This window comes from Fusobacteria bacterium ZRK30 (assembly GCA_024628785.1).
In the GTDB taxonomy this organism is placed as follows: domain Bacteria; phylum Fusobacteriota; class Fusobacteriia; order Fusobacteriales; family Fusobacteriaceae; genus Psychrilyobacter.
Genome location: CP102404.1, coordinates 287,379 through 311,042, shown reverse-complemented (window position 1 = coordinate 311,042; position 23,664 = coordinate 287,379). Strand labels below are relative to the sequence as shown.

General features: G+C 30.1%; 21 protein-coding genes. 15 read left to right on the top strand and 6 right to left on the bottom strand.

All coding sequences use genetic code 11. The features are described from left to right. Window positions 1-3: 3 nt before the first annotated feature. The 11 genes from ilvC (at window position 4) to NRK67_01500 (ending at window position 12,641) form a co-directional block, all read left to right on the top strand. Window positions 4-963: a ketol-acid reductoisomerase gene (gene ilvC / locus NRK67_01550; GenBank protein ID UUV17543.1), complete on the top strand. Its 960-nt coding sequence runs from the start codon at window positions 4-6 to the stop codon at window positions 961-963. A 303-nt stretch (window positions 964-1,266) separates the two neighbouring features. Continuing rightward, window positions 1,267-1,947, top strand: a complete 681-nt coding sequence (locus NRK67_01545) for a response regulator transcription factor (GenBank protein UUV17542.1) — start codon at window positions 1,267-1,269, stop codon at window positions 1,945-1,947. 80 nt (window positions 1,948-2,027) lie between these two features. Then, the gene (locus tag NRK67_01540) at window positions 2,028-3,599 is read left to right on the top strand and encodes an ATP-binding protein (GenBank protein UUV17541.1); all 1,572 of its coding nucleotides are present in this window, start codon (window positions 2,028-2,030) and stop codon (window positions 3,597-3,599) included. 203 nt (window positions 3,600-3,802) lie between these two features. After that, a complete protein-coding gene (locus NRK67_01535; protein ID UUV17540.1) occupies window positions 3,803-4,768 on the top strand; it encodes a BMP family ABC transporter substrate-binding protein in 966 nt (321 codons plus the stop codon). Between the two features lie 386 nt (window positions 4,769-5,154). Next, complete coding sequence (locus NRK67_01530; GenBank protein UUV17539.1) at window positions 5,155-6,306, top strand: class I SAM-dependent RNA methyltransferase; 1,152 nt, start codon at window positions 5,155-5,157, stop codon at window positions 6,304-6,306. A gap of 1,124 nt (window positions 6,307-7,430) precedes the next feature. Further along, window positions 7,431-9,161 carry a hypothetical protein gene (locus NRK67_01525; protein UUV17538.1) on the top strand — a complete coding sequence of 577 codons (1,731 nt, stop codon included), beginning with the start codon at window positions 7,431-7,433 and terminating at the stop codon, window positions 9,159-9,161. Window positions 9,162-9,246: 85 nt separating this feature from the next. Continuing rightward, window positions 9,247-9,879, top strand: coding sequence for a uridine kinase (udk, locus tag NRK67_01520; protein ID UUV17537.1), 633 nt, complete (start codon window positions 9,247-9,249; stop codon window positions 9,877-9,879). Then, window positions 9,879-10,643 carry an exodeoxyribonuclease III gene (locus tag NRK67_01515; protein ID UUV17536.1) on the top strand — a complete coding sequence of 255 codons (765 nt, stop codon included), beginning with the start codon at window positions 9,879-9,881 and terminating at the stop codon, window positions 10,641-10,643. The genes udk and NRK67_01515 overlap by 1 nt, the downstream gene beginning before the upstream one ends. Before the next feature lie 12 nt (window positions 10,644-10,655). Continuing rightward, entirely contained in the window at window positions 10,656-10,922 is a 267-nt protein-coding gene (locus tag NRK67_01510) for an STAS-like domain-containing protein (protein ID UUV17535.1), read from the top strand. 65 nt (window positions 10,923-10,987) lie between these two features. Next, window positions 10,988-11,767, top strand: coding sequence for a tRNA1(Val) (adenine(37)-N6)-methyltransferase (locus tag NRK67_01505; protein ID UUV17534.1), 780 nt, complete (start codon window positions 10,988-10,990; stop codon window positions 11,765-11,767). Between the two features lie 127 nt (window positions 11,768-11,894). Further along, on the top strand, window positions 11,895-12,641 hold the full coding sequence (locus NRK67_01500) for a PHP domain-containing protein (protein ID UUV17533.1): 747 nt from the start codon (window positions 11,895-11,897) through the stop codon (window positions 12,639-12,641). Between the two features lie 105 nt (window positions 12,642-12,746). Here NRK67_01500 and NRK67_01495 read toward each other — a convergent pair whose 3' ends face one another. The 4 genes from NRK67_01495 to NRK67_01480 all read right to left on the bottom strand — a co-directional run bounded on the left by NRK67_01495 (window position 12,747) and on the right by NRK67_01480 (window position 15,295). Continuing rightward, window positions 12,747-13,166, bottom strand: a complete 420-nt coding sequence (locus NRK67_01495) for an ATP-binding protein (protein ID UUV17532.1) — start codon at window positions 13,164-13,166, stop codon at window positions 12,747-12,749. A gap of 2 nt (window positions 13,167-13,168) precedes the next feature. Continuing rightward, window positions 13,169-13,480: an ATP-binding protein gene (locus NRK67_01490; protein ID UUV17531.1), complete on the bottom strand. Its 312-nt coding sequence runs from the start codon at window positions 13,478-13,480 to the stop codon at window positions 13,169-13,171. Beyond that, window positions 13,477-14,847 carry an IS21 family transposase gene (istA, locus tag NRK67_01485; GenBank protein ID UUV17530.1) on the bottom strand — a complete coding sequence of 457 codons (1,371 nt, stop codon included), beginning with the start codon at window positions 14,845-14,847 and terminating at the stop codon, window positions 13,477-13,479. The genes NRK67_01490 and istA overlap by 4 nt, the downstream gene beginning before the upstream one ends. Before the next feature lie 253 nt (window positions 14,848-15,100). Continuing rightward, window positions 15,101-15,295: a hypothetical protein gene (locus tag NRK67_01480; GenBank protein ID UUV17529.1), complete on the bottom strand. Its 195-nt coding sequence runs from the start codon at window positions 15,293-15,295 to the stop codon at window positions 15,101-15,103. A 441-nt stretch (window positions 15,296-15,736) separates the two neighbouring features. Here NRK67_01480 and gltA point away from each other — a divergent pair, with 441 nt between their 5' ends. Further along, complete coding sequence (gltA, locus tag NRK67_01475) at window positions 15,737-17,977, top strand: NADPH-dependent glutamate synthase (GenBank protein ID UUV17528.1); 2,241 nt, start codon at window positions 15,737-15,739, stop codon at window positions 17,975-17,977. 90 nt (window positions 17,978-18,067) lie between these two features. Next, window positions 18,068-20,143, top strand: a complete 2,076-nt coding sequence (locus tag NRK67_01470; protein ID UUV17527.1) for an alpha-amylase family glycosyl hydrolase — start codon at window positions 18,068-18,070, stop codon at window positions 20,141-20,143. A 61-nt stretch (window positions 20,144-20,204) separates the two neighbouring features. Here NRK67_01470 and NRK67_01465 read toward each other — a convergent pair whose 3' ends face one another. Further along, window positions 20,205-20,846 (bottom strand): murein L,D-transpeptidase catalytic domain family protein, encoded by a 642-nt coding sequence (locus NRK67_01465; protein UUV17526.1) that lies wholly within the window; start codon window positions 20,844-20,846, stop codon window positions 20,205-20,207. A 136-nt stretch (window positions 20,847-20,982) separates the two neighbouring features. Here NRK67_01465 and NRK67_01460 point away from each other — a divergent pair, with 136 nt between their 5' ends. After that, the gene (locus tag NRK67_01460) at window positions 20,983-21,471 is read left to right on the top strand and encodes a thioredoxin family protein (protein UUV17525.1); all 489 of its coding nucleotides are present in this window, start codon (window positions 20,983-20,985) and stop codon (window positions 21,469-21,471) included. Between the two features lie 3 nt (window positions 21,472-21,474). After that, window positions 21,475-22,140, top strand: coding sequence for a DUF3298 and DUF4163 domain-containing protein (locus NRK67_01455; protein ID UUV17524.1), 666 nt, complete (start codon window positions 21,475-21,477; stop codon window positions 22,138-22,140). Between the two features lie 248 nt (window positions 22,141-22,388). Here NRK67_01455 and NRK67_01450 read toward each other — a convergent pair whose 3' ends face one another. Then, on the bottom strand, window positions 22,389-23,501 hold the full coding sequence (locus NRK67_01450) for an alanine racemase (GenBank protein ID UUV17523.1): 1,113 nt from the start codon (window positions 23,499-23,501) through the stop codon (window positions 22,389-22,391). Window positions 23,502-23,664: the final 163 nt, after the last annotated feature.

The following is a 23,664-nucleotide window of genomic DNA, read 5'->3' as shown; positions in this document are numbered from 1 at the left end:
ATTATGAAGGAATTAAAAGTTTTAGAAGGGAAAAAATTAACTGTAATAGGATATGGAAGTCAGGGACATGCTCATGCACTTAACTTAAAAGATTTGGGAATGGATATGACAGTAGGATTAAGGGAAGGCTCTAAATCTTGGGAAAAAGCAGAAAAAGCAGGAGTCAAAGTAAAAAAAATATCAGAAGCTGTAAAAGATGCTGATGTAGTTATGTTTTTAACTCCAGATGAAGCCCAGCCTACTGTATACGAAAGAGATATAAAAGATAATCTAAAAGAGGGAGCATACCTAGGTTTTGCCCATGGATTTAATATCCATTATAAAAAAATCATTCCCAATGAAAAAGTTAACGTATTTATGGTAGCTCCTAAAGGACCTGGGCATATGGTCAGAGAAATATTTGAAAAAGGACATGGGGTTCCCTGCTTAACAGCAGTATATCAAGATATAAGCGGAGATACCAAAGAAGTTGCTGATGCATGGGGAAATGGAGTAGGAAGAAAGGTTGGTATCATAGGAACTACCTTTAAAGAGGAAACTGAAACAGATCTATTTGGAGAACAGGCTGTACTCTGTGGGGGAGTTACAGAACTTATGCAGGCTGGATTTGATACCTTGGTAGAAGCAGGGTATAATCCTGAGGTAGCATATTTTGAATGTGTCCATGAGATGAAATTAATAATTGACATGGTATATGAAAAAGGATTTGCTAAGATGAGAGATTCTATATCAAATACTGCTGAATATGGTGATTATGTTACTGGTAAAAAAATTATCACAGGTAAAACTCGTGAAGCTATGAAAGAAGTTTTAGGAGATATTCAGAATGGTAAATTTGCAAAGGAATTTATAGATGAAACAGAAACTGGATATAAATTTATGGGGGGGGAAAGGTCTAAATATTCTAACTCTAAAATTGAAGAAGTTGGATCAAAGATGAGAAAGATGGTTTTTAAAAAATAAAAATCTAAAACAAAATACAAAACCTTAAACTGATTATTAAGACTTTACAAAACTTCCATATTTAATGGGAGTTTTATTTTTTTATTGAAATTCTAGAAAAATTTAAAATTATGACTTATAGGTGATTATATAAAAAGTTATCATCACTTATAAAATATAAAATTTAATATCTATTCATTTCTCTGTCTCTCAATGTAAATCTAATGTAAACAAATAAGAAAAAGTTTGAAATAGAGTAAAAAAAATTGTATTCTAAGTATAGAATATAATTTTATAAATAATAAGGGATGAGGTGATTATTAATTGAAAGTATTAATTGTAGAAGATGACATAGATATCAGAGAATTAATTAGTTTTTTTATGGAGAAAGAGGGATATGAAGTCCTTGAGGCTGGCGATGGGATGGCAGGATTAAAATTAGCAAAAACTTATCATCCTCATATTATTATACTGGATCTTATGCTTCCTCATTTGGATGGAAAGAGTCTGGCACAAATGATTAAAAAGTCAGAAGAGAAATATGGTAACCCTAAGATAATAATGCTTACAGCCAAAACTGATATAGAAGATGTATTATCAGGTCTTGAGATAGGAGCAGACGATTATATGAAAAAACCATTTGATCCTAGAGAGTTGGTTTTACGGGTAAAGAAGCTTTTAAACCGTGAAACGAAAGTAAATACCAAGAAATATACGTTTAAAAATATAACTATCGATACCGATAAACACTTGATTTTAGAAGATAAAAATGAGATTCCCATGTCTAAAAAAGAATATGATCTTTTACTTCTTCTTATAAAAAATAAAGGATTAGTATTAACTAGAGATAAAATATTAGACAAAGTGTGGCAGAGTAACTATTATACAGGTGATCGTACTGTAGATATGTATATCTCAAAAATTAGAGATAAGGTAAAGAGTATCTCAAAAGACATTAAAACGATCAAGGGGGTTGGATACAAATTAGAAGAAAAGATTTTATAATAATAATTTTTATCCTCCTGATAGAGGTCCTCTATGTAAGGTGGAACACCGATAAATTATCGGAAATCAGCATAAAAAATGTGGAAAATTCCCTTAGAAATGATGCTTATTTAATCAAAAATATTATCCTGCAAAATCCATCTGAAAATTATGGGGATCTCTTTAAAAAAACACAAAAACGATTTACCATTATAGGTTTAGATGGAAAAGTTTTATTTGATAGTATGGAGGATAAATCTATTGACTCCATAGAAAATCACCATAATCGTCCTGAAATTTTAAGTGCTCTAAAAGATGATGAAGGTCTCTCTACACGGAAAAGTGAAACTACTAAAAAAGAGATGATATATTTTGCTCTGAAATTAAATTCATCTCAAATTATTCGTGTTTCTGTAGTATCCAATAATGCTCTCAAACACATAAAACTCAGTACTTACGTACATATTATCTTATTCTCTCTGCTAAACCTCTTTGCACTTATAAGTTATCGATTTTATTTAAAACGCTATCTGTTTGACAGGATCGACCAGATAAAAAAGATGCTAGAGGATGGTAATGAAATAAAAGAAGTCGTCACAAAAGACGACAGGTGGCTGTTTAAATTTTGGGAAGTTATTAAGGAATGGCAGGACAATAACCTAAAGAATATAGAAAAATTAAAATTAGAAAAAATTAAATTAAATAACATCATCTCATCTGTAGATATGGGGATCCTCTTAGTGGATAATGAAAAAAAAATCAAATTAAAAAATGATGCCATTAATTTTATCTATATAAAGGAAGATATTAATAATTATAAAAAAGATATCAAATATCCAGAAGTTATTAAATTTATAGATCGATTGATCTCAAAAAAAGAAAACGATACCTCTGAAATCTTCTTAGACGATATTCAAAAATATATATTGCTCAGGGGTAAATATATGAAGTCCCGGGAAGAATATCTTTTTACCATAAAGGATATCACCAGGAACAGAGAAACACTAGAGGTACAAAAGAATTTTATTACCAATGTAGGACATGAATTGAAAACTCCTCTAACTAATATTATGGGATATTTAGTTGCTTTGAGGGAGGAAGAGAATTCCCATAAAAGAGATAAATTTATCAATACCATAGAGAGAAATGCAGGAAAATTAGATAATATTTTGATGGATTTTTTAAATCTATCTAAGATAGAGAGCAGCAAGGTCATAAATTTAGCTCCTATTCATGTCAACCTTTTGAAGGATGAGATCAACAGATCTCTTGAAAATCAAATTGAATCAAAAAAAGTAGATCTATCCTATAAATTAGATCTGCAAACTGACTATATCAGAATAGATTTTGAAAAAACTACCATGATCTTAAAAAATCTCATAGAAAATGCTATTATTTATAATGTTAACACTCCTAAAATAAAAGTTACTATGGAGGAAAAATTCGATAAATATAAAATTTCTGTAAAGGACAATGGGATTGGGATGAATAAATCCGATACCTATAAAATATTTGATAGATTTTACAGGGTCGATAAAGCAAGAACCAGTAATGTAGCCGGAACAGGTTTGGGGCTGTCTATAGTCTATGAATTAGTTCATCTATGTGGCGGAGATATAGATGTCAAATCCAATAAAAATGGGACTCTATTTACCTTTACCATGATAAAATAAATAGCAACGTGACGTTGCATCCAGATAAATATAATCGAGATTTTTATAATTTTTTATTTTCTAACTTTTATAGTTTTCTAGATATTAAAAAACGGAAAGTGTACCCATACACTTTCCGTTTTTTAAATTGAACAAATCCTATGATACAAGTATCATATTATTAGAGTTATGAAAAAGTTAGAAAATAAAAATGAGGGAAAAAAATGAAAAAATTATTTATGTTAATTTTCTTATTATTAAGTTTAACGGCTTATAGTAAGAATAAGATCAATGTCGGAGTAGTCCTCTCTAGTGGCGGATTAGGTACAGGATTTAATCAAATGGCTTATGATGGATTAAAGAAAGCGGAAGATGAAGGGCTTATTACTTTTAAATATGTTGAACCTTCTAATATAACAGAAGATTTAGTGTTTTTAAGAGATTTTTCAAGGGAAGGAAACTATGACCTTGTAATCGGAATGGGTAGTGTCGTAGCTGAATCTATAAAAAAAGTTGCCACTGAATTTCCAGATCAAAAATATGCCATTGTAGGAGGTACAATTACCGTGCCTAACACTGTTACCATCGATTTTGCTGAACAAGAGATGAGTTTTTTAGCAGGTGCATTAGCTACCATGATGAGTGACAGCAATAAAATTGGTGTTCTATTGGGAATGGATAATAAATCTTTCAACAGATTTAAACATGGATTTACCCAGGGTGCAAAATATGTAGATTCAAATGTGATGGTTATTACATCTTATATGCCTACAACTAGCAGCAACCCTTTTAATGATCCTGTTACAGGAAAAAATATCTCTGATCTTATGATATCTAGAGGAACTGATGTTATTTTACAAGTTGCTGAAGGTACTGGACAAGGAGTTTTCGAAGCAGCAAAAGAAAAGAAGATCTATGCTATCGGATCTGATGTAGACCAAGATGGGGAAGCTCCAGGTACTATCTTAACTTCTGTTAGAGTTAGAATTGATAATGCAGTTTATAATTTGACTAAAGAAGTAAGAGAAAATAGGTTTAAAGCCGGCTACAGACAAGCTGGTTTAGCTGATAACGGCGTTTCTTTAACTGACTTCAACCATACTAAAAAACTTATCGGCTCTAATAAATTAGCTAAATTAGATAAGATGAAAAAAGATATTATCTCTGGAAAGATCATAGTTTCAGAATAAGTTTTTTTAACAGCAATTAAAATTTTACCAAGAGAGACAACTTAATTATATATTAAGTTGTTTTTTTATTTTTAAAAATTATATTTATTAAGGGATGATAAAAGCAACGTGACGTTGCATCCGAATAAGCACAATTCAAGTTTTTATAATTTCCTAGATCTTTTAAAAAGATATCATCACTATATTATTATAATTTTTATTTTAATAGTTCGCAATAAACTTATAATCCCTTATTAATTATATTTTATATTAAATTATAAACCAATGTTTTCAATAAATTTGATAGATCCCTGGATAATAAAAAATATATCTTTGCATGAACCTTATTATAATGTTAAAATGTAAAGTATTATAATTTATAAGTGATGAATTAGGAGGAATATATTATGACGTATACATTGATAGCTACGGCCACCATGGGAGTAGAAAGTATATTAGCACAAGAAATAAAAGATCTAGGGTTTAAAAATGTTGTTACCCACAACGGAAGAGTTGAATTTGATGGGGGGATAGAAGATATAATTAAAGCTAACATTTGGCTTAGAACAGCTGATAGAGTTTATTTAAAGATGGGAGAATTTAAAGCTTTTACTTGGGATGAATATTTTGAAAAAGTAAAAAAAATGGATTGGATTAGTATCTTACCAATTAATGCAGAATTCCCAATTTCATGGGTTAGTTCTGTTAAATGTAAACTTTTTTCAAAGTCTGATATGCAGAGGATGGCTAAAAAAGCTATTGTTGAAAAACTAAAACTTCAATATAAACATGATTATTTTAGTGAAGATGGAGCTCTTTATAGAATAAAAATTATTGGAAATAAAGATAATTTTGTAGTAATGGTAGATACTTCCGGTACACCCTTACACAAAAGAGGATATAGAGCTCACCTAAATGAAGCTCCTATGAAAGAAACTTTGGCAGCAGCACTTGTTAAATTATCTAAATGGAATGGCGGAGAACGTCCTCTTGTTGATCCTATGTGTGGTACAGGAACTATTTTGATAGAAGCTGCCATGATCGCTAGAAACATCGCTCCTGGAGTAAATAGACGGTTCGCTTCTGAAGACTGGCATATTATCGATGAACAACTTTGGTTAGATGCTAGAGATGAAGCTTTTACCCATGAAGATTATGAAAAAGAAGTTAGGATCTATGGATCAGATTTAAATGGCGAAACTATTGAAACTGCAATAAAGAATGCTAAATTAGCTGGTGTTGAAAATGATATATTATTTGAACAAAAGCATCTATTAGAGTTTGAATCTATGGCTGAATATGGATCACTTATTACTAATCCACCTTATGGAGAACGTTTATCTGATTTAGATCAAGTGGAGAAGTTATATAGAACATTAGGAGATATTTGTAGAATGAGATGTAAAAAATGGTCTTATTACATAATTACTTCTCATGATGGTTTTGAAAAATTATTTGATAAAAGAGCAGATAAAAATAGAAAATTATATAATGGTAATTTAAAATGTAGATATTATCAATATTATGGTCAGAGACCACCAAGATTAAATAAAGATTAATTATTTTAGAGGATAAGATATATGTTGTCTTATCCTTTTTTTATTGTCTAGTAGAAGATCAAATTACTTTTTTAGTTTCAGTAAATAGATATTTTATGAAATTGATAAAATATTATAAAATTCCAGATTGTATTTATGGAGATGATTATATTTAAGATAGATATATTGATTTAGAAGGTTTTGATTTTTTAGAAAAAAATAATCTAAAACAGACAAAACGATCTTTAATTATTTATAGTTGTTTTATGTATTATTGTTTTATGTATTATGTAGAGCCTTTTATAAAAAGAAGGATATTTAGTAAAGCTCAATAAATATATGTTGTAAAGAGGAAACTAAATTATTTTTTTATAATAAATAGAGGATTGCATAATTAAGCCTATAAATTCAGAGAGTTTTTTTTATGTGTAATAAAGGATTATAAAAAAAGTTTGTTTTTATTGGGTTAAAAAAAAGTGAAAAAAAAATAAGATTATAATAAATGAAGGATTATAATTCTAGACTATATTTTCATGACTTTAAATATATTAGATTGATTAGAACCCTTTAAAAGTCATGGGTAGATAAAAAAAATAGTTATAATAAATGGATGATGATAAAATGATTATTAATATGTTTTATCAGTGATTATAAAATAGGTCAGTAAAATCAGAAGTAAAAAAAGACTTAAAGGTTTAAATAGAAATATAATAAAAATATAATAAATAGATGATTATAAAGGTTCTCCTAATTTTACTGAGGCAAGCCAATAAAAAAAATATAATAAGTAAAGGATTATATTATTAACCCTATATTTATTGTATTAAAATGAAGTTAATAATATAGTGATGATAAACACAGCTTGAATTACCAAGGAAATAAGAGAGAATAAGTCTAGATATTAATTATAAATAATAAGGGATGAATAATAAATTGCCAAGTTTATTGAGGTTAATAACTTATAGTAATTAAAGGATTATAAACAGGGGCAATAAAAGAGAAGTTGAATGGTTTTATTGGAAAATATTCGATTATAAATAACAAGTGATGATAAAAATAAAACTTGATAAAACCATGAAAACATGTTATAACCTGTAAAGGATGATAAAATTATAAATTGAAAATGATGATAAGGTGGGATAGAAATGTCTGAAAAAAAACAAGGATCTTTATTAGAAATATTAGAGATAGGAAACAAAAATGACCTTAGTGTAAACATTAAAAGCTATAAACCTAAAACAATCCCAACTAAAACAGTGTCTTTATACTTAGAAGATATGGATATAAGAGATACGATTAATCAACCTTTTTTATTCATAATTTTACCATTTTTTACATCTAAAAGGCAGAGAAATGTAAATTTGGTATACGAAATAGCTAATGCTGGGATTAAATTTGGTTCCTCTTTAAGTACAGATAATTTTGAAGGGATAAGAAATCAACAACCCTCAGATTTTGAGAAGAATGTATTTTACTTTATTTTATATAAATTTCAAGAAGTTTTGGCTGATGACCCTGCAAAGGAATATATAACTTTTAATGTTGAGGAAGTTATAGATTATTTAGGTTTAAAGTTTTCTATGAAATATTATAGAAAAATGGAAGAAACTCTATATAATCTGCAGGCAACAACATATAAGATACTGATTAGAAATAAAAAAGCTGCAGGGAATATAATCAGAGAGGTTTATAAAGAGCCACTTAATTTAGTGAAATATGAAAAATTTAAGGAAAAAAATATAAAAACAAATAAGATGAAAGTTTATTATAAGGTGAGATTAGACCATAGAATAATAGAGGAATTGAGGATAAAACATTACTCTATTTTTGATAGACATCAACTGAATGTTTTAAGAAAATCTGATAGAGCTGCAGAAAAAATATATCAGTTTTTAAGTATGAAAAGATTTGCTAATACTGAAGGCGAATTTAGAATAGAAACCATAGCAACTATAATTCCATTAACTTTAAAAAGTAGGATAAAAAAAGTATTAAAGACCGGAGAAGTTAAGGAATATGAAGTGAGTAAGATGAAACAGGTAATGAAAAGGATAAATAAATCTTTTGATACTTTAGTGGAGAAAGGCTATCTTTTAAACTATGAAGTTCATCCTTTGAAGGCAGAAAAAACTTATGTCTATAAATTTAAATACAATATAGATAAAGATGGAGAATGTCATATTTCAGATTATATTCTGAAGGGGAAAAAGAAAAAAACTCTCAAAAATGCAACGCAAAAACAGATTAAATTAGAAATGCCTAATGAAGCAGTTCAGATAGTAGCTAAAGATATTAATGAGGTATCGGAGGTTACTTTAAAAGCCATGTCCAAGGCAAAAAGAAATATATTTGTTTCTAAAAATTGGAATAAAAGAGCAGAGAATAAGATTGTAAAGTTATATAATGAAGAGGGGGAAAATGTAACTATACATATTTTAGATATCTTATATTCAAATTTAAAAACTGATATCTCTAAAACTTTAGTGGCTTATATCAATGGGATATTGAAAAATGTAAAAAGTGATAAAGATCTTTTAGAAGATATAAAAGTAACTAAAAAGAAAGAAAAAATTAAAATGCCTAAAGTGACAAAGAAGAAGCCATCCAATCTGGAAATTATAGATGCTGAGATAGTTGAACCAGCGAAATCAAAGGTAGATGAAGAGGTTGATTTAAATAATCCAATCTATAAAGTTTTATTAGAACTATATGAAAAAATGGAAAAAAAGGAAAAGGAAGAATTATTGGTAAAAGCCAAAAAAATGTTTGAAATAGATTCAAATATAGAAAAATTCATGCCAATTCACCAGCAAATATTTAAATCCATAGAAAAAATATATATATTGAAGATATTAAAGAAAGAAAAAGGATTATAATTTATAAGTGATTAAAAATAACCATCATTGATATTTTATAAGAGATAGGGTATAATAATCAAAGCTATATTTAAAGGAGGGTACCATGAATAACTGTATATTTGTAGGAGTAGCAGGGGGAAGTGGATCTGGAAAAACAACAGTTGCTCATAACCTGATAAAGGCATTTAAGTCAGAAGACGCAGTACTAGTTGAACAAGATGCATATTATAAAGAATTAAAGGAACTATCTATAGAGGAGAGAGCAAAAGTCAATTTTGATCACCCTAAGTCCATAGAATTTGAACTTATAAAGAAACATTTGATGGATTTAAAAGATGGAAAGTCTATAGACAGACCTATATATGATTTTAAAACTCATTCAAGAAAAGAAAAGATGGTAAGGATAAATCCATCTAAAATAATTGTTATAGAGGGGATTTTAATCCTATCTATCCCAGAGATAAGGGATATGTTAGATGTGAAGATCTTTGTTGATACTGATGCAGATGAGATGCTTTTAAGAAGGATCGAAAGAGATATCAATGAAAGAGGGAGAACATTTGATTCAGTAAAAAAACAATATTTACAGACTGTAAAACCAATGTATTTAGAGTTTTGTGAACCATCTAAAAGGTATGCTGATGTGATAATACCTAGAGGTGGAGAGAATAAAATAGCTATAAATATGATTATAGCTAAATTAAAGAGATATCTTGACAAAGGGAGTTTAAGTTAATGAATATCTATTCTTGGAATGTCAATGGGATAAGAGCAATTCAAAAAAAGGGTTTTGTGGAATGGATTTTAAAAGAAAGTCCGGATATTCTGTGTATTCAAGAAACAAAGGCACAAACAGAACAATTAGAGGAAAAATTAACTAAGATAGATGGATATAAATCTTATTTTTTTTCAGCTGAAAAAAAAGGATATTCAGGAGTTGCGGTATATACAAAAGTAGAACCTTTGAATGTCAGAAATATGGATATAGAAGAATTTGATTTTGAAGGCAGATACATAGAATTAGAATATAAAAACTTTAATTTAATCAACTGTTATTTTCCTAACAGTCAGAGTGAGGGAAAACGATTAGATTATAAAATAAGATTTAATAAAGCCATAATGAAAAGGTGTAATGAACTAGTTGATCTAGGGAAAAATGTGATTTTATGTGGTGATTTAAATGTAGCACATAGGGAGATTGATCTGACTAACCCTAAAAGAAATGAAAAAAATCCGGGATACCTGCCTGAAGAAAGAGATTGGATGACCGAATTTTTAGAATCTGGTTATATAGATACTTTTAGATATATTCAGCCTGAAGAAACTAAATATTCGTGGTGGTCTTATAGGTTTAAAAGCAGGGAAAAAAACATTGGCTGGAGAATAGATTATCATATTGTTAATGAATCATTTGTAAATAATATAGAGGATGCCGTCATATTAAATGATGTAATGGGATCTGATCATTGCCCTGTTGTATTAAGGGTATCAGTAAAATAGGAGTGATGTGAGATGGTAATAGTCGTTAAAAATTTTATGGACCAAGATGCAGAAGTACTTTACTTAAATATTATGAACAACTTAAAAAGAGATGTAAAAATAACATTAGATTTTAAAGGAATTGAAAAAACTACTTATGATTTTTTAGAAAAAACAGTAGGAAAAGTAGTTGAACAAAAGGGATTTGAATCGATCCAAAATAACATTAGATTTAGAAATGTAGATACTGGGATAAAAGAGATGTTATCTAAATTAATTAAAGATATGAATAAAAAATAAAGTCTAGGATTTCCTGGACTTGTTTTTTTGGAAAATAAATTATAATAAACAGGTGATGATAAAGGATGACAACAAAAGGTGGGGAAAAAAATAAAGAAATAAGTAAAAATCATGAAAATGAAGTTATTATAGATTTTTTAAATTATAGTGATATGAGAATAATTCAAAGAAATGACTACCTTAACTTTTCTATAGATTCAGTATTAATATCTAATTTTTTGACTATAAAAAAAGGAAGAAAGAATATAATGGATTTAGGAACAGGAAATGGTGTAATTCCAATGCTCCTGTCAAAGAGAACCAATGCTAAGGTAGTAGGGATAGAAATCCAGGATACTTCAGTAGATCTGGCCTGTAGGAATATCATCCTCAATAAATTAGAATCACAGGTAAAGATCGTAAAGGGGGATATAAAAAATATACAATCACAATTTGTAGATCAGAGTTTTGATGCAGTGATAACTAATCCGCCTTTTTTTAAATTTACCGGAGATAAAAATCAATTGAATGACTTAGATCAGTTGACTTATGCAAGACATGAAATTTTAATTAATTTAGAAGATATAATAAAAGCCGGGAGTTACCTGTTGAAATTCAGGGGAAACTTCACTATGGTCCATAGAGCAGACAGGTTGATAGATATTTTAGAACTTATGAAAAAATATAAGATAGAACCTAAAAGAATAAGGTTCTGTCATACCACAAGGAATAAGGCCGCAAAAATAATATTAATTGAAGGAATGAAGGGTGCTGAAGCAGGTTTAGTGATCCAGCCACCTCTTTATATTAATAATGATGATGGTTCGTATACAGAAGAAGTCTTGAAGATGTTTGGAAAAATATAACAAATAAGGGATGATAAAGTTAAACTTTATCATCCCTTATTTGTTATATTTTTCTTTGAAAAAAATCAAATGATTTTGAGTTTTATATTTTTACAGAGTATACTATAAAAAAAGGAGGGAGATACTAATGATTGAATTTGATAAATTAGATGAGTTTTTTAAAAGTAAAATTATATTAGATGGACAGTATGATGGAGTTTACTACGACCTTCATTTACATACGAAAGCTTCAGATGGATTTTTAGATATAAAATTTTTAAAAAGTTTTTTAGAAGAAAAAAATCATTTGATATCTATAACAGATCATAATGAGATTAGAAAAAGTATTAAATCCTTTGAAGTAGAAAATATAAATTCTATACCTGGAATAGAGATAGGGTGTGAAGATGGTATGGAGATATTAGCTTATTTTCAAAACCCTAAGGAATTGGAGGAATTTTATAAAGTTTATTTAGAACCTTATAAAAATAGGTATAGGATGGCTAAATCCTATAAATCCTGGGAATATTATATAGAGGTTTTGAAAAAATATAAAACGCACACTTCTCTTCCTCATTTAAATGGATATGCACAGAAAAACTATATAAAAAATAAAAAATATCTGGAAGAAATAATAAAAAGTGTAGATTCTATAGAAACATACAATCATACTTTAGATAAGGTTAGAAACTTAAGAGCCAGAGATCTAAGGGAAAAATATGATTTAAAAGCTACCTTTGGAAGTGATGCACACACTAGGTTTGATATGAAATCTTATGCAAAGCTTGAAAAAAATGAAGTATATGAAGAATTAAAAATTATAGAGGGAGCAAAAAAACTTTATTCAATTATTGGATTAGGGGGGAAACATCTTAAATATATATTTAAGAAATAAATTGATAAAAAAATAAACATGGCTGTAAATGTCAATCAAGAATTGACCCATGTGGCAGTTAATTTTTGACCCACCTAAGGGTAATTAAAAAGTGACCCACCCTGCCTATTTCGCAGAGACCCTGTAAGAGTCACCATTCATGTTTAAAATATGTCCTCTAAATGTTACGCGATCTATTAAAGCTGTTGTTAACATTGTATCAGGGAAGAATTCTTCCCACTCTGAAAATGCTAAATTAGTAGAAATTATAATACTTCCCCTCTCACTTCTTTCTGAAATCACTTGAAATAGGAGTTCTGATTGATGTTTGTTAAAGGAGAGGTAGGAAAGCTCATCTATTATGAGTAGATCTAATCTTGCTAATTGCCTTAAGAATCTCCCTAAATTACTATTTTCTTGCGCTTCAACTAATTTATTTGATAAGTTAGCAGCTGTAGTAAAGTACACCTTATGTCCACAGTTGCAAGCTTTAAGTCCTAGAGCTATAGAAAGATGTGTCTTTCCAGTTCCTGGGTTCCCTATCATTATTATATTTTCTTTTTTTTTTTGATAAACTCACAGCTGGAGAGTTCGCCTACTACTGAAGGTTTTAAATAGCTAAGACGTTTAACTTCAAACTCTTCTAGCGTTTTTTCAAAGGGAAATTTAGCTCCGCGCTTTAACCTGAAAAGTTTATTGTCTTGTCTAGTTAATACTTCCTTTTCTAATAGTGTAAGCAGAAATTCTTCATATCCTTGTTTTGAATTTATTGCTTGGCGCTGAACCTCATGATAGTCTTTGAAGCTAGATAGTTTTAAAGCTTTGGAAAAAAGTTTAATTTTTTCACTAATTACACTCATTGGATCACCTCTTGGGAAATTAAGTTATCATATTTACCTAAATTATTTCTTTGAACTTCTATTTGGTCGTTGATTTTAGGAAGACCGACTTCTTCTCTTAGATATTCTAAAAAGAGTTTTGAATCTCCTTTAGAGTGATACATTTCAAAAATTGCTTTAGGAATATTTTGTATAACTGGATCAGCATTAAATACAGCTCGCGGTTTTCTTTCTAAAGCTTTAAGATAGTGAATTAATTGATAACTATGCTTATTTTTTTTAAATATTCTCTGGTGAATTGCAACAACTTTACCTTTATGAAGAAATTGTATTTCTGAATGACCAGTTTTTAAAATCACCTCAGTTCCTACTAATTCACAGGGTAATGAATATTTATTAGTTTCAAAAGTTACAGTTGAAAACTTAGTGACTCTTTTATAGTCTCTTTTAGAAATATCTAGTGAATGGCTAGGAAGCTCTAAAAGGTTATTAGCTTCAATCTGGAATTTTTGTTTAACACTTAAGCTTTCACCGCCAACTTTATGATTTTCTAAGTAGTTATCACAAGCCTTTTTTATTTTGATATTTAACTCATTCAAACTTTTAACTCTAGGGATAGGAACCATAGTATTTCTTCTGATAAGTCCTACTAAATTTTCAACCAAACCTTTTTCATTTCCACTTCTAACATTGCAAAATTTAGGTTTAAAAGCATAATGAGCAACGAGAGTTTCATACCCTTTAGTTATTTTAGTTACATGTTTTCCATAGCCTTCTGATACAGCAACTCTGGCATTATCAAAGAGAACTTCTCTAGGAACACCACCAAAATATTCAAAAGCAGAGATGATCCCATCTAAAAAACATTCTTCTCTTTCTGCGAAGTAGGCCTTAGTAAAGATATGAGCGCTATATGCTAACCGAGCACAAAAATATTTTATTTCCTGCTTTTCATCATTGAGAAAGATATGCGCTGAACCAAAATCAATTTGCATAGCTTCCGCAGGATTAAAGGTAAGTGGTAGAAAAACCTCTTTTGTTTTACCTTTTAATTCTCTAAATGCAACCTTAACAGAAGAATATGAACCAAGAAACCCAACCTCTTCTTTGAGTCTAACCCAAACCCTATTAGCAGTGTGCCTCTGTTTTGAATGAGTATGCTCGTTGTCTTCAAAAATACAAGCTTCAATAAAGTCTAAGACTTCTCTAGTCATAACTTGTTTTCCTCGAGAAGAAAACTTTTTTTCTCCAGGAATTGTATCTCCATTAATATACTTTCTAACAGTGTTTCTAGAAATATGAAGATCTCTAGAAATTTTTCTAATAGAAACCCCTTCAACTAGATGAAGTCGTCTAATTTTTTTATATGTATCCATATGAATTGCCACCTCAAACCTCCTGTACATCTCTTTAAAAAGATTGTACAGAGTAATATTAGGGTGGGTCAATAATTAGCTGCCTTTTTTATCTCAAAAGGGTCAATTTTATATTACCCTTTACACATGGCGGTATAAAATATTAATAACGGACCAAAGAAATGTTTAAATTAGAAAAAGCTCCCTAGGAAAGTTCTAGGGAGCTTTTTTATGTTGTGTTTAATTTGACAGTTTAGGAAATAAAAATAAATAGAGTTTTACAGACCTATTTAAAAAAATAGAGAAGGGATACTACAATACTGTAAAGTAAGATCAGTATTTTTAATATTGTTGATTTACTTCTTTTTAATTTATTTATATGTTTAGCCAAAAAAAGGATAAATTTAATTTTCTTCATCTCAAAAGGAACTTTATTCAATGATTTAATAATTTGTTCTTCATATTGTTCTTGAGTTTTCATATATAACACCTACTTTTATTTTTAAATTTTAAAATACAAAAAGAGGAAAATTCCTTGAAAGTATTGGTAATATAATAACATAATTAATGATTGTTGGAAAGAAAATTTATGACATAAAATAAATTGCTTTGAGGTTGAGAAACTTTATGAGTATAATGTAAAGAAGATATAAATTATGATAAATTTTTTTTAATAAATAAGGATTAATAGAGTTTTTTTTTGAAAAAACGAACTGTTTTTATAAAAAACGTTTGGAATTCAATGCGAAATGTGCTATTATCAAAATGTGAAATATTTTTTAATAATCGCGATTAGAATCGAGAAGTATGTGAAAATATTAGAAAGCCTAGTAAAAACAAGCTTAAAAACAGCTTATAAATAAATTAAATTAGATAAAAAAATTAAATAAAGGTATTTTTAATAATAATTTGGAGGTAAATCATGTTTGAAATAATGAAAAAAGAGTATTTGTCAGAAAATATTGTACTTATGGATATTAAAGCTCCTAAGTTAGCTAAAAAAGCTATGCCAGGAGAATTTTTAATAGTAAAGGTAGATGAATTCGGTGAAAGAATTCCTTTAACTGTATGTGACTATGATAGAAAATATGAAACTATAACTATAATCTATCAAATCGTTGGAAAGAGTACTGAAGATATGGCAGCTCTTGAAGTGGGAGATCATTTTCAAGATGTAGTTGGACCTTTAGGACAGATGAGTGAATTTGTTCATGAAGATATAGAAGAATTAAAAAAACAAAAGATCGTTTTTATAGCTGGAGGAGTTGGAACAGCACCAGTATACCCACAGGTTAAATGGTTTGCAGAACAAGGAATAGAAGTAGATGTTATAATTGGAGCTAGAAATAAAGATTATGTTATCTTAGAAAATGAATTTAGAGCTTTAACACCAAATGTATATGTATGTACAGATGATGGTTCTCAAGGACTTCATGGTAGAGTAACAGATATGCTTTCTAAATTAGTAGCTGAAAATAAAAAATATGATCATGTAGTAGCTATTGGACCTATGATCATGATGAAATTTGTAGCACTATTAACAAAAGAATTAAATATACCAACTACAGTAAGTTTAAATCCATTGATGGTAGATGGAACAGGAATGTGTGGAGCTTGTAGAGTTGTTATCGATGGTGAAGTAAAGTTTGCCTGTGTAGACGGTCCTGAATTTGACGGTCATAAAGTAGACTACGATGAAGCACAAAACAGACTTAGAATGAAAAAAGAAAATAAATTAGAGCATGGTGAAAATAAAAATTGTCCTATCGACCATGAAGAAGTAACAGATCCAAAGAAAAGAGCTCATCCAAGAATGTTAGAGGCAACATCTAGAAGTAAGTGTTTTGATGAAGTTAATTTAGGTCTTACTTTAGATGAAGCAGTAAGAGAAGCTAAAAGATGTTTAGTGTGTAAAAACCCTAGATGTGTGTCAGCATGTCCTGTAGGAATTGATATTCCAGGATTTATTAGTGAATTAAAGAATGTAGAAGTTGGAAAATCAGCGGAAGTTTTAGCTAAATATACAAAATTAGCATCTGTATGTGGAAGAGTATGTCCTCAAGAGAAGCAGTGTGAAGGATCTTGTATAGTTGGTATAAAGAGTGAACCAGTAGCAATCGGACTTTTAGAAAGATTTGTTGGAGACTGGAGTTTAAAGCATCTTGAAGTAAGTTCTACACCTAAAAATGGTAAAAAAGTAGGAGTAATCGGAAGTGGACCTGCAGGATTAGCAGCAGCAGCAGAATTAGCTACTTTAGGATATGAAATAGATGTATTTGAATCATTACATAAATTAGGTGGAGTATTAACTTATGGTATTCCAGGATTTAGATTACCAAAAGATATCGTAAATGGTGAAATTGGAAGAATCCAAAAATTAGGAGTAGATTTCCATACAAACGTAGTAGTAGGAAAGACAACTACTGTAGATGAATTATTAGATGAAGGATACGATGCTGTATTTATCGGAAGTGGAGCAGGATTACCTAGATTCATGGGAATTCCTGGAGAAAACTCAGTAGGAGTTTTATCAGCTAACGAATTTTTAACTAGAGTAAACTTAATGGGTGGAAATAAGGAAGGTTACCATACTCCAACAACTATCGGTAAAAAAGTAGCTGTAGTAGGAGCAGGAAACGTATCTATGGACGCAGCCAGAGTTGCTAAGAGATTAGGAGCTGAAGCTCATATTGTTTATAGAAGAAGTGAAGAAGAGATCCCTGCTAGACATGAAGAAGTAGAACATGCAATGGAAGAGGGAATCCAATTCAACTTATTAACTAACCCGGTTGCAGTAATAGCTGACGAAACTGGACAAGTAACTGGATTAAAATGTGTTAAGATGGAATTAGGAGAAGCTGATGAAAGTGGAAGAAGAAGACCACAAGCAATTGAAGGATCTGAATTCGTTATCGAAGCTGACACAGTTATCATGTCAATCGGAACTATGCCAAATGATCTAGTAACAGGAACAACTAAGGATCTTGAGTTAACTAGATGGAACACAATCCAAACTATGGAAAATAAGGAAACTGCAACTTCTAGAGAAGGAGTTTTCGCTGGAGGAGACATCGTAACAGGTGCTGCTACAGTAATCTTGGCTATGGGAGCAGGAAAAGATGCTGCCCATGAAATAGATGAATATATTAAAGGAAAAAATTAATTCTTTAGAATAAATTATAGTACAAAAAAGAAGTCAGTTTCTTAAACTGGCTTCTTTTGTATAAATTGTTAAAAAATTAGGAGGCAGAATATGGATCTAAGAAAATTTTTATATAAAGGTGATGATTTAGGAGTTACTTTTAAAGAAGATGGAACCACAAAAATAAAGGTTTGGGCTCCTAACATAAAAAATGTTCTCTTGAATTTATATTCTAAAAATGATCCCCAAAGACTTATTTTTTCTAAAAATATGGCTAAATTAGAGGATGATGTCTGGAGTATTATTTTAAAGGAAACAGAAACCGGTTATTTAAATTTGGATAAATTTTTTTATGACTTTAAAGTGGAACACCTGGACGGATCTGTAAAATATGCTTTGGATCCCTATGCCAAGTCCATGGCAAGTTTTGTACCAGATGAAGATATAGATAATATAGGGAGAGGAGCCATAGTATCTATGGACTCAGAGGAAGCAGGAGAGAAGCCGACTAGTATTGGAATGTCGAACCTGGGGTCTCCTACAGATATGGTAGCCTACGAGATCCATATAAGGGATTTTACCATAGGTATAGGGATGGAAGATGCAGGAACTTTTAAGGCTTTTTATGAATATGACAAAGGGATAGAACACCTGAAGGAGTTAGGAGTCACCCATGTTCAATTTTTACCTATACAAAATTATTTTACTGTAGATGAAGGAAATAAAAAATATAATGAACTGGGATCATCGTATAATTGGGGATATGACCCCCACAATTACTTTACACCTGAAGGGTGGTTAGCTGCAGATGCAGAAAATCCATATGGCCGAATCAAAGAACTACGAAATTTGGTGAATAAACTCCATGAAAATGGAATTGGAGTTATCATGGATGTAGTTTATAACCATACCTATAATTGGGATATATTTGAAAATTTAACACCGGGATCTTATTATCGTATGTTTGGTGAAAGTATCTCTGGAGGAACAGGAGCAGGACCGACTTTGGAAAGCCGGAATCCCATGGTAAGAAAATTAATTATTGATTCAATAAAATTTTTTATAGATGAATATGGGATAGATGGATTTAGGTTTGACCTTATGGGCTTTATGGATATAGAGACTATGATAGAGATTAGAAAAGCTGTAGGAGATAATATAATATTGCAGGGTGAAGCTTGGAACTTTACAGATCTTCCTGTTAATGAAGCTCCTGTAAAGGGACATATAGCCAACTATCCCCATAGGATAAATTTAGCTGTCTTTAATGACAGTACCAGAGACTCCTACTTGGGAAAGATTCATGAAAAGGGATTTGTTCAGGGGAATTATGATTTTACAGATATATGCAGAGCTGGAATTATTGGAAATATAATAGATTATTATGATAAATCGGTAAGTATAGATCTCTATCATAGGTTTGCCTATTCTCCCAATGAAACTTTGCAGTATCTTTCAATTCACGACGGTTTTACCCTTTGGGATAAGATAAATTTATCCTATAATGGAACTATGAAAGAAAGGATACATCTGTCTAAATTCAGTCTGGGAATGCTTTTTACCTCCCAGGGGAAGATAATCATTCAAGGTGGAACAGAGATCGGTCTGACAAAGCCCCTAGGAGCCAGACACCAGCCAAAAGATCCAGAATCAGATAGAGCACATACATCGGAATTTATAAATTTTGATGATGATATCGGAAATATAACCCACTACCATGAAAACAGTTACTCCTCCTCTGATTTTGTCAACAAGATCAGGTGGGAAAGGAAGGAGAATCATCTCTTTAAAGGACTCTATAATTATTGTGCCGGTTTAATAAAACTAAGAAGATATGTTAATGCCTTTAGGTATTCAACCTCGGAAAATATAAAAAAAGGATTGAAGTTTATATTGGTAGATGATTTTAATGCCTATAGGGTAATAGCCTATACCCTGGACAATAGAATAGAATATAACTATAGACCAGGAGTAGAAAGGATCCCATATAGTAAATTTTTAGTTGTACACAACGCTTCCTTTGAGGTTTTAAATTTAAAAGACGAGGAATTTTTTAAAGGTATGGATATCTTAGTAGACTCAGAAAATGCCGGTATTATTCCAATAAAAGATACGGAGATAGTAGTAAAAGAAGGTTCGTTAACAATTACAGGAAATACAACGGTAGTTTTAGGAGTTAGGGAATAGAAATTAAAAAGGAGCTGTAGTTACAGCTCCTTTTTAATTTAATATATAGCTTTGTATAACTTTAGAAGTTCATATAGAACTTTGTTTTTTTCTGATAATTGTTTAAATCCCCATTGATATAAACAATACTTCCACCTTTGATACTGTTGATCAGGTCTTTACTTAGATCTAGAGGGACAGCCGGACATCCCCAGCTTCTCCCCAATCTTCCATTTTTATTTATAAATGATTCTGTAGCATATTTTGCCCCATGAATAACTATATTTCTTTCCCTGGCATTGTCATTGATACCTTTTTCTAACCCATCTAATCTCATAGAATATCCGTTAGAACCCATATAAGTATTGGAAGTTTTGAAAAATCCAACTGAACTTTGAAGGGAATCTATATTGTTTGAAAAATTTTTGGCAAATTCCCCTCCGGTATTTTTTCCGTGGGAAACATAGGTATCGAAAATAATTTTTTCTTTCTTCAGGTCGATAACAAACAATCTTTTTTCATTGGCTGATTTTGTATAGTCAATGATTGTTATAACTTCTTTATTCTTTATATCAATCTCCGATAATCCTTCAAGGGCTCTGTTTAAAACTTTTTTATCCAATCTTGGTGTATCTAATTTTTTATATAGGTTCTTATCGATAAGAGTGCTGAAACTTAGACTGTAAACGAGAAAAACAGATATAAATAATACTAATTTTTTCATCTTGCCTCCCAGTGTTAAATTAAATTATATGGTTACTAATTATACCACAAAAATAACATAAATGATAGAAAACAATTTTTGTTAAACTTACATTTTCATGTTATACTGAAAAAATTAGATTTAATAGGAGGAACATATGACATTTAAAGAACTTTTTGAGGTAGGGCAGACATTTGAAAACTATATAGAAGTAGCTACTCAGAGTGAAAGGGATAGGATTCCTAAAAATCATTCCAGAATAGAACTGCCCATGGATCTGATTGAGGAAATTAAAGAGGTTAAAGAAGAGATCTATATCTTGGCTAGTGGTGAGATGTGGTGCCCGGATTGTCAATTAAATATAACTGTGGCTAAAAAATTAACTGAAATCAACGACAATATCAAACTTTCTATAATATCTATGGGAAGGGGAAGAACATATTTGATGCCTCTGCTTAATTTAGAGGAATTTAAAATACCCACAATGGTTATTTTGGATAAAAATTTTAATCAACTGGGATTATTTTTGGAACGGCCTAAAAATACAAAAAAATTGGAAGAAAATGCCGAAAATGAATTATTTTATCTTAAGGGGAATTTTTTAACGGATGCCGCAAGAGAACTGATCTTATTAATGAAGGGATAAACTATGAAAAAATTAATAATTATTGTTTTAATAAGTTTATCTATTATCTCCTGTAACCTTATAGAAAACAAGAAAGAAATAACTTATCAAGAAAAAAATGATATCTATGAGATCAGTTGGGTAGTTCCGAAAACACCATATCCAGAAATAGACAGGGAGATAAGAAAATCACTGAAAGAATTCCAGGCAGACCTCATAAAAACTGGTAAAGAGTTTCATGAAGAATTGGTAAAAAATAATGAAACTTCCTCCCTTCTCCCTTATGAATTAAAAGGGAGTTATGAAGTGATAGAAAATAATCTGGATGTTTACTCCCTTATCTATAAAATATATTTTTATACAGGAGGGGCCCATGGAATAGAGGAATATACAATATATAACATATCCAGGGATACTAAAAAAACTGTTAAATTGGAGGAATTGATAGGAAAAGATTATAAAAAACTGATAATAGAAGAAATAAATAAACAAATGGATGAAAACAATCTTTTAAAAAATGAAAATCCAAAAAAATTAATTTATTTTGTGGACAAAATAACTAATTTAGAGGGAACAAGCTTTTATTTTCAAGGAAAAAATCTGGTTATTCTATTTCCCGAATATATGATAGCTCCATATTCCAGTGGTAAAATTACCTTTAAATTTCCCTTATATAAAATTTTAGATTAAAAATTTAATTATTTTTTTAGATATATGGTAAAATAGAACCTCATAATTTAATTATCTCTTGAAAAGCCTAGTATAATATGTTATATTTAAATGTAGATAACATCTAACTTTTTTGAAAGATAGTTATGGAGGGGTACAATATGATCTCATGGATTAAAAGAATTTTAAAAATAAAAATAAAAATAAAAAAAATATAAATAGCTTGCAAGAAAAATTAAGAGAGAGGGAGAATCCCTCTCATTTTTTAGTTAATCTATTTTAGGTTTTTTAGAGTTTCCCCTTATATCTACTTCTATTAAACGTTCTATTTCTTTACCCCTATAACCGACCATATAGCTGGTCATATTTGCAGCAGAACAGCTGTGATTAGGAATTATCTCTATTTTTGAACCTATTTTAAGATTTGTCTCCCCACAGATCTTAACTTTAGCTACTTCCTCTGAAAGACCGGTAATTATAAGTTCGGGATGACCCTTTACAGTTCCAAATCCCTCGATAAGTGAACTACCGTGTGCCCCCTTATCTAAACCTAAACACTTGCTTCCACAATCTAAAATAAACAAATCTTCAGTTGGATGAGAAACTATGGTACTCATAACTGTAAGGGAGCACTCCTCCACTGTGGCAGCTCCTAATGCTACCTGTATCGCATCACAGAATACATAATTTCCAGGTCTGGATGCTGTTATATATGGTGATTTTATAGTTTCAGAGAATGTAGGGGTGGTTCCTGTGGCTACAATATCACATTCATAGTCTGATTTTTTCAGATTTTCAACAGCCATCTCAGTGGAATTAAGCTCCATCTCGATTATAGAACCTACTTCTTTTTCCCCTGAAACTCCATAAACCTGGCCTGTATGTGTACAAATCCCTGAAAATTTTAAATTTTTATAACTATCTATTATTTTTACTGCTGAAACTACTTTATCAGCTTTTACTCCAAACCTTCCTAATCCTGAATCTAAGATGAGGAGGTAGTTTATTTTGTTACTGCCTAAAGCTTCTGAGATCTCTCTGGCTCCCTCTTTTCCGTCAAGAGCTATATAGACCTCAGCTTTATTTTTTAATTGAACTATCCTCTTTATATTAGCTTCCCCTAAAACCGGATAAGCTAACATTACTTTTTTTACACCAGATTTTTCAACTACAGCTTCTGCTTCATCGATGGTTCCTGTGAGTACACCAGTGGCACCTGCTTCTATCTGCATCCTAGTTATCTCTGTGCTTTTATGAGTTTTGAGCATAGGCCATAATTGTGTTTTAGTTTCATCGGCTAACCTTTGAAATTTTTGGATATTTCCCTCTAAAATATCCAAATTCAATAAAAAACAAGGTGTCGTTAAATTATCTATATTCATAATTTTCATCTCCTAAATTAAATGTGATTAAATATAATTTGATTAGTTTAATTATATTTAATGTATTGTAATCTAAAAGATGTTTTTTTTCAACTATCTTTTGAAATTTAATTTTTATTGCTGACTATATTTTTATGATATAATATTTTATAGATGGTTATAT

Excerpts from the sequence above, each read along its gene's own strand:
- ilvC (UUV17543.1), top strand. The coding sequence starts at position 4 with ATGAAGGAATTAAAAGTTTTAGAAGGGAAAAAATTAACTGTAATAGGA.
- NRK67_01535 (UUV17540.1), top strand. The coding sequence starts at position 3,803 with ATGAAAAAATTATTTATGTTAATTTTCTTATTATTAAGTTTAACGGCT.
- NRK67_01530 (UUV17539.1), top strand. The coding sequence starts at position 5,155 with ATGACGTATACATTGATAGCTACGGCCACCATGGGAGTAGAAAGTATA.
- NRK67_01525 (UUV17538.1), top strand. The coding sequence starts at position 7,431 with ATGTCTGAAAAAAAACAAGGATCTTTATTAGAAATATTAGAGATAGGA.
- udk (UUV17537.1), top strand. The coding sequence starts at position 9,247 with ATGAATAACTGTATATTTGTAGGAGTAGCAGGGGGAAGTGGATCTGGA.
- NRK67_01515 (UUV17536.1), top strand. The coding sequence starts at position 9,879 with ATGAATATCTATTCTTGGAATGTCAATGGGATAAGAGCAATTCAAAAA.
- NRK67_01510 (UUV17535.1), top strand. The coding sequence starts at position 10,656 with ATGGTAATAGTCGTTAAAAATTTTATGGACCAAGATGCAGAAGTACTT.
- NRK67_01505 (UUV17534.1), top strand. The coding sequence starts at position 10,988 with ATGACAACAAAAGGTGGGGAAAAAAATAAAGAAATAAGTAAAAATCAT.
- NRK67_01500 (UUV17533.1), top strand. The coding sequence starts at position 11,895 with ATGATTGAATTTGATAAATTAGATGAGTTTTTTAAAAGTAAAATTATA.
- NRK67_01495 (UUV17532.1), bottom strand. The coding sequence starts at position 13,166 with ATGATAGGGAACCCAGGAACTGGAAAGACACATCTTTCTATAGCTCTA.
- NRK67_01490 (UUV17531.1), bottom strand. The coding sequence starts at position 13,480 with ATGAGTGTAATTAGTGAAAAAATTAAACTTTTTTCCAAAGCTTTAAAA.
- NRK67_01480 (UUV17529.1), bottom strand. The coding sequence starts at position 15,295 with ATGAAAACTCAAGAACAATATGAAGAACAAATTATTAAATCATTGAAT.
- gltA (UUV17528.1), top strand. The coding sequence starts at position 15,737 with ATGTTTGAAATAATGAAAAAAGAGTATTTGTCAGAAAATATTGTACTT.
- NRK67_01470 (UUV17527.1), top strand. The coding sequence starts at position 18,068 with ATGGATCTAAGAAAATTTTTATATAAAGGTGATGATTTAGGAGTTACT.
- NRK67_01465 (UUV17526.1), bottom strand. The coding sequence starts at position 20,846 with ATGAAAAAATTAGTATTATTTATATCTGTTTTTCTCGTTTACAGTCTA.
- NRK67_01460 (UUV17525.1), top strand. The coding sequence starts at position 20,983 with ATGACATTTAAAGAACTTTTTGAGGTAGGGCAGACATTTGAAAACTAT.
- NRK67_01455 (UUV17524.1), top strand. The coding sequence starts at position 21,475 with ATGAAAAAATTAATAATTATTGTTTTAATAAGTTTATCTATTATCTCC.
- NRK67_01450 (UUV17523.1), bottom strand. The coding sequence starts at position 23,501 with ATGAATATAGATAATTTAACGACACCTTGTTTTTTATTGAATTTGGAT.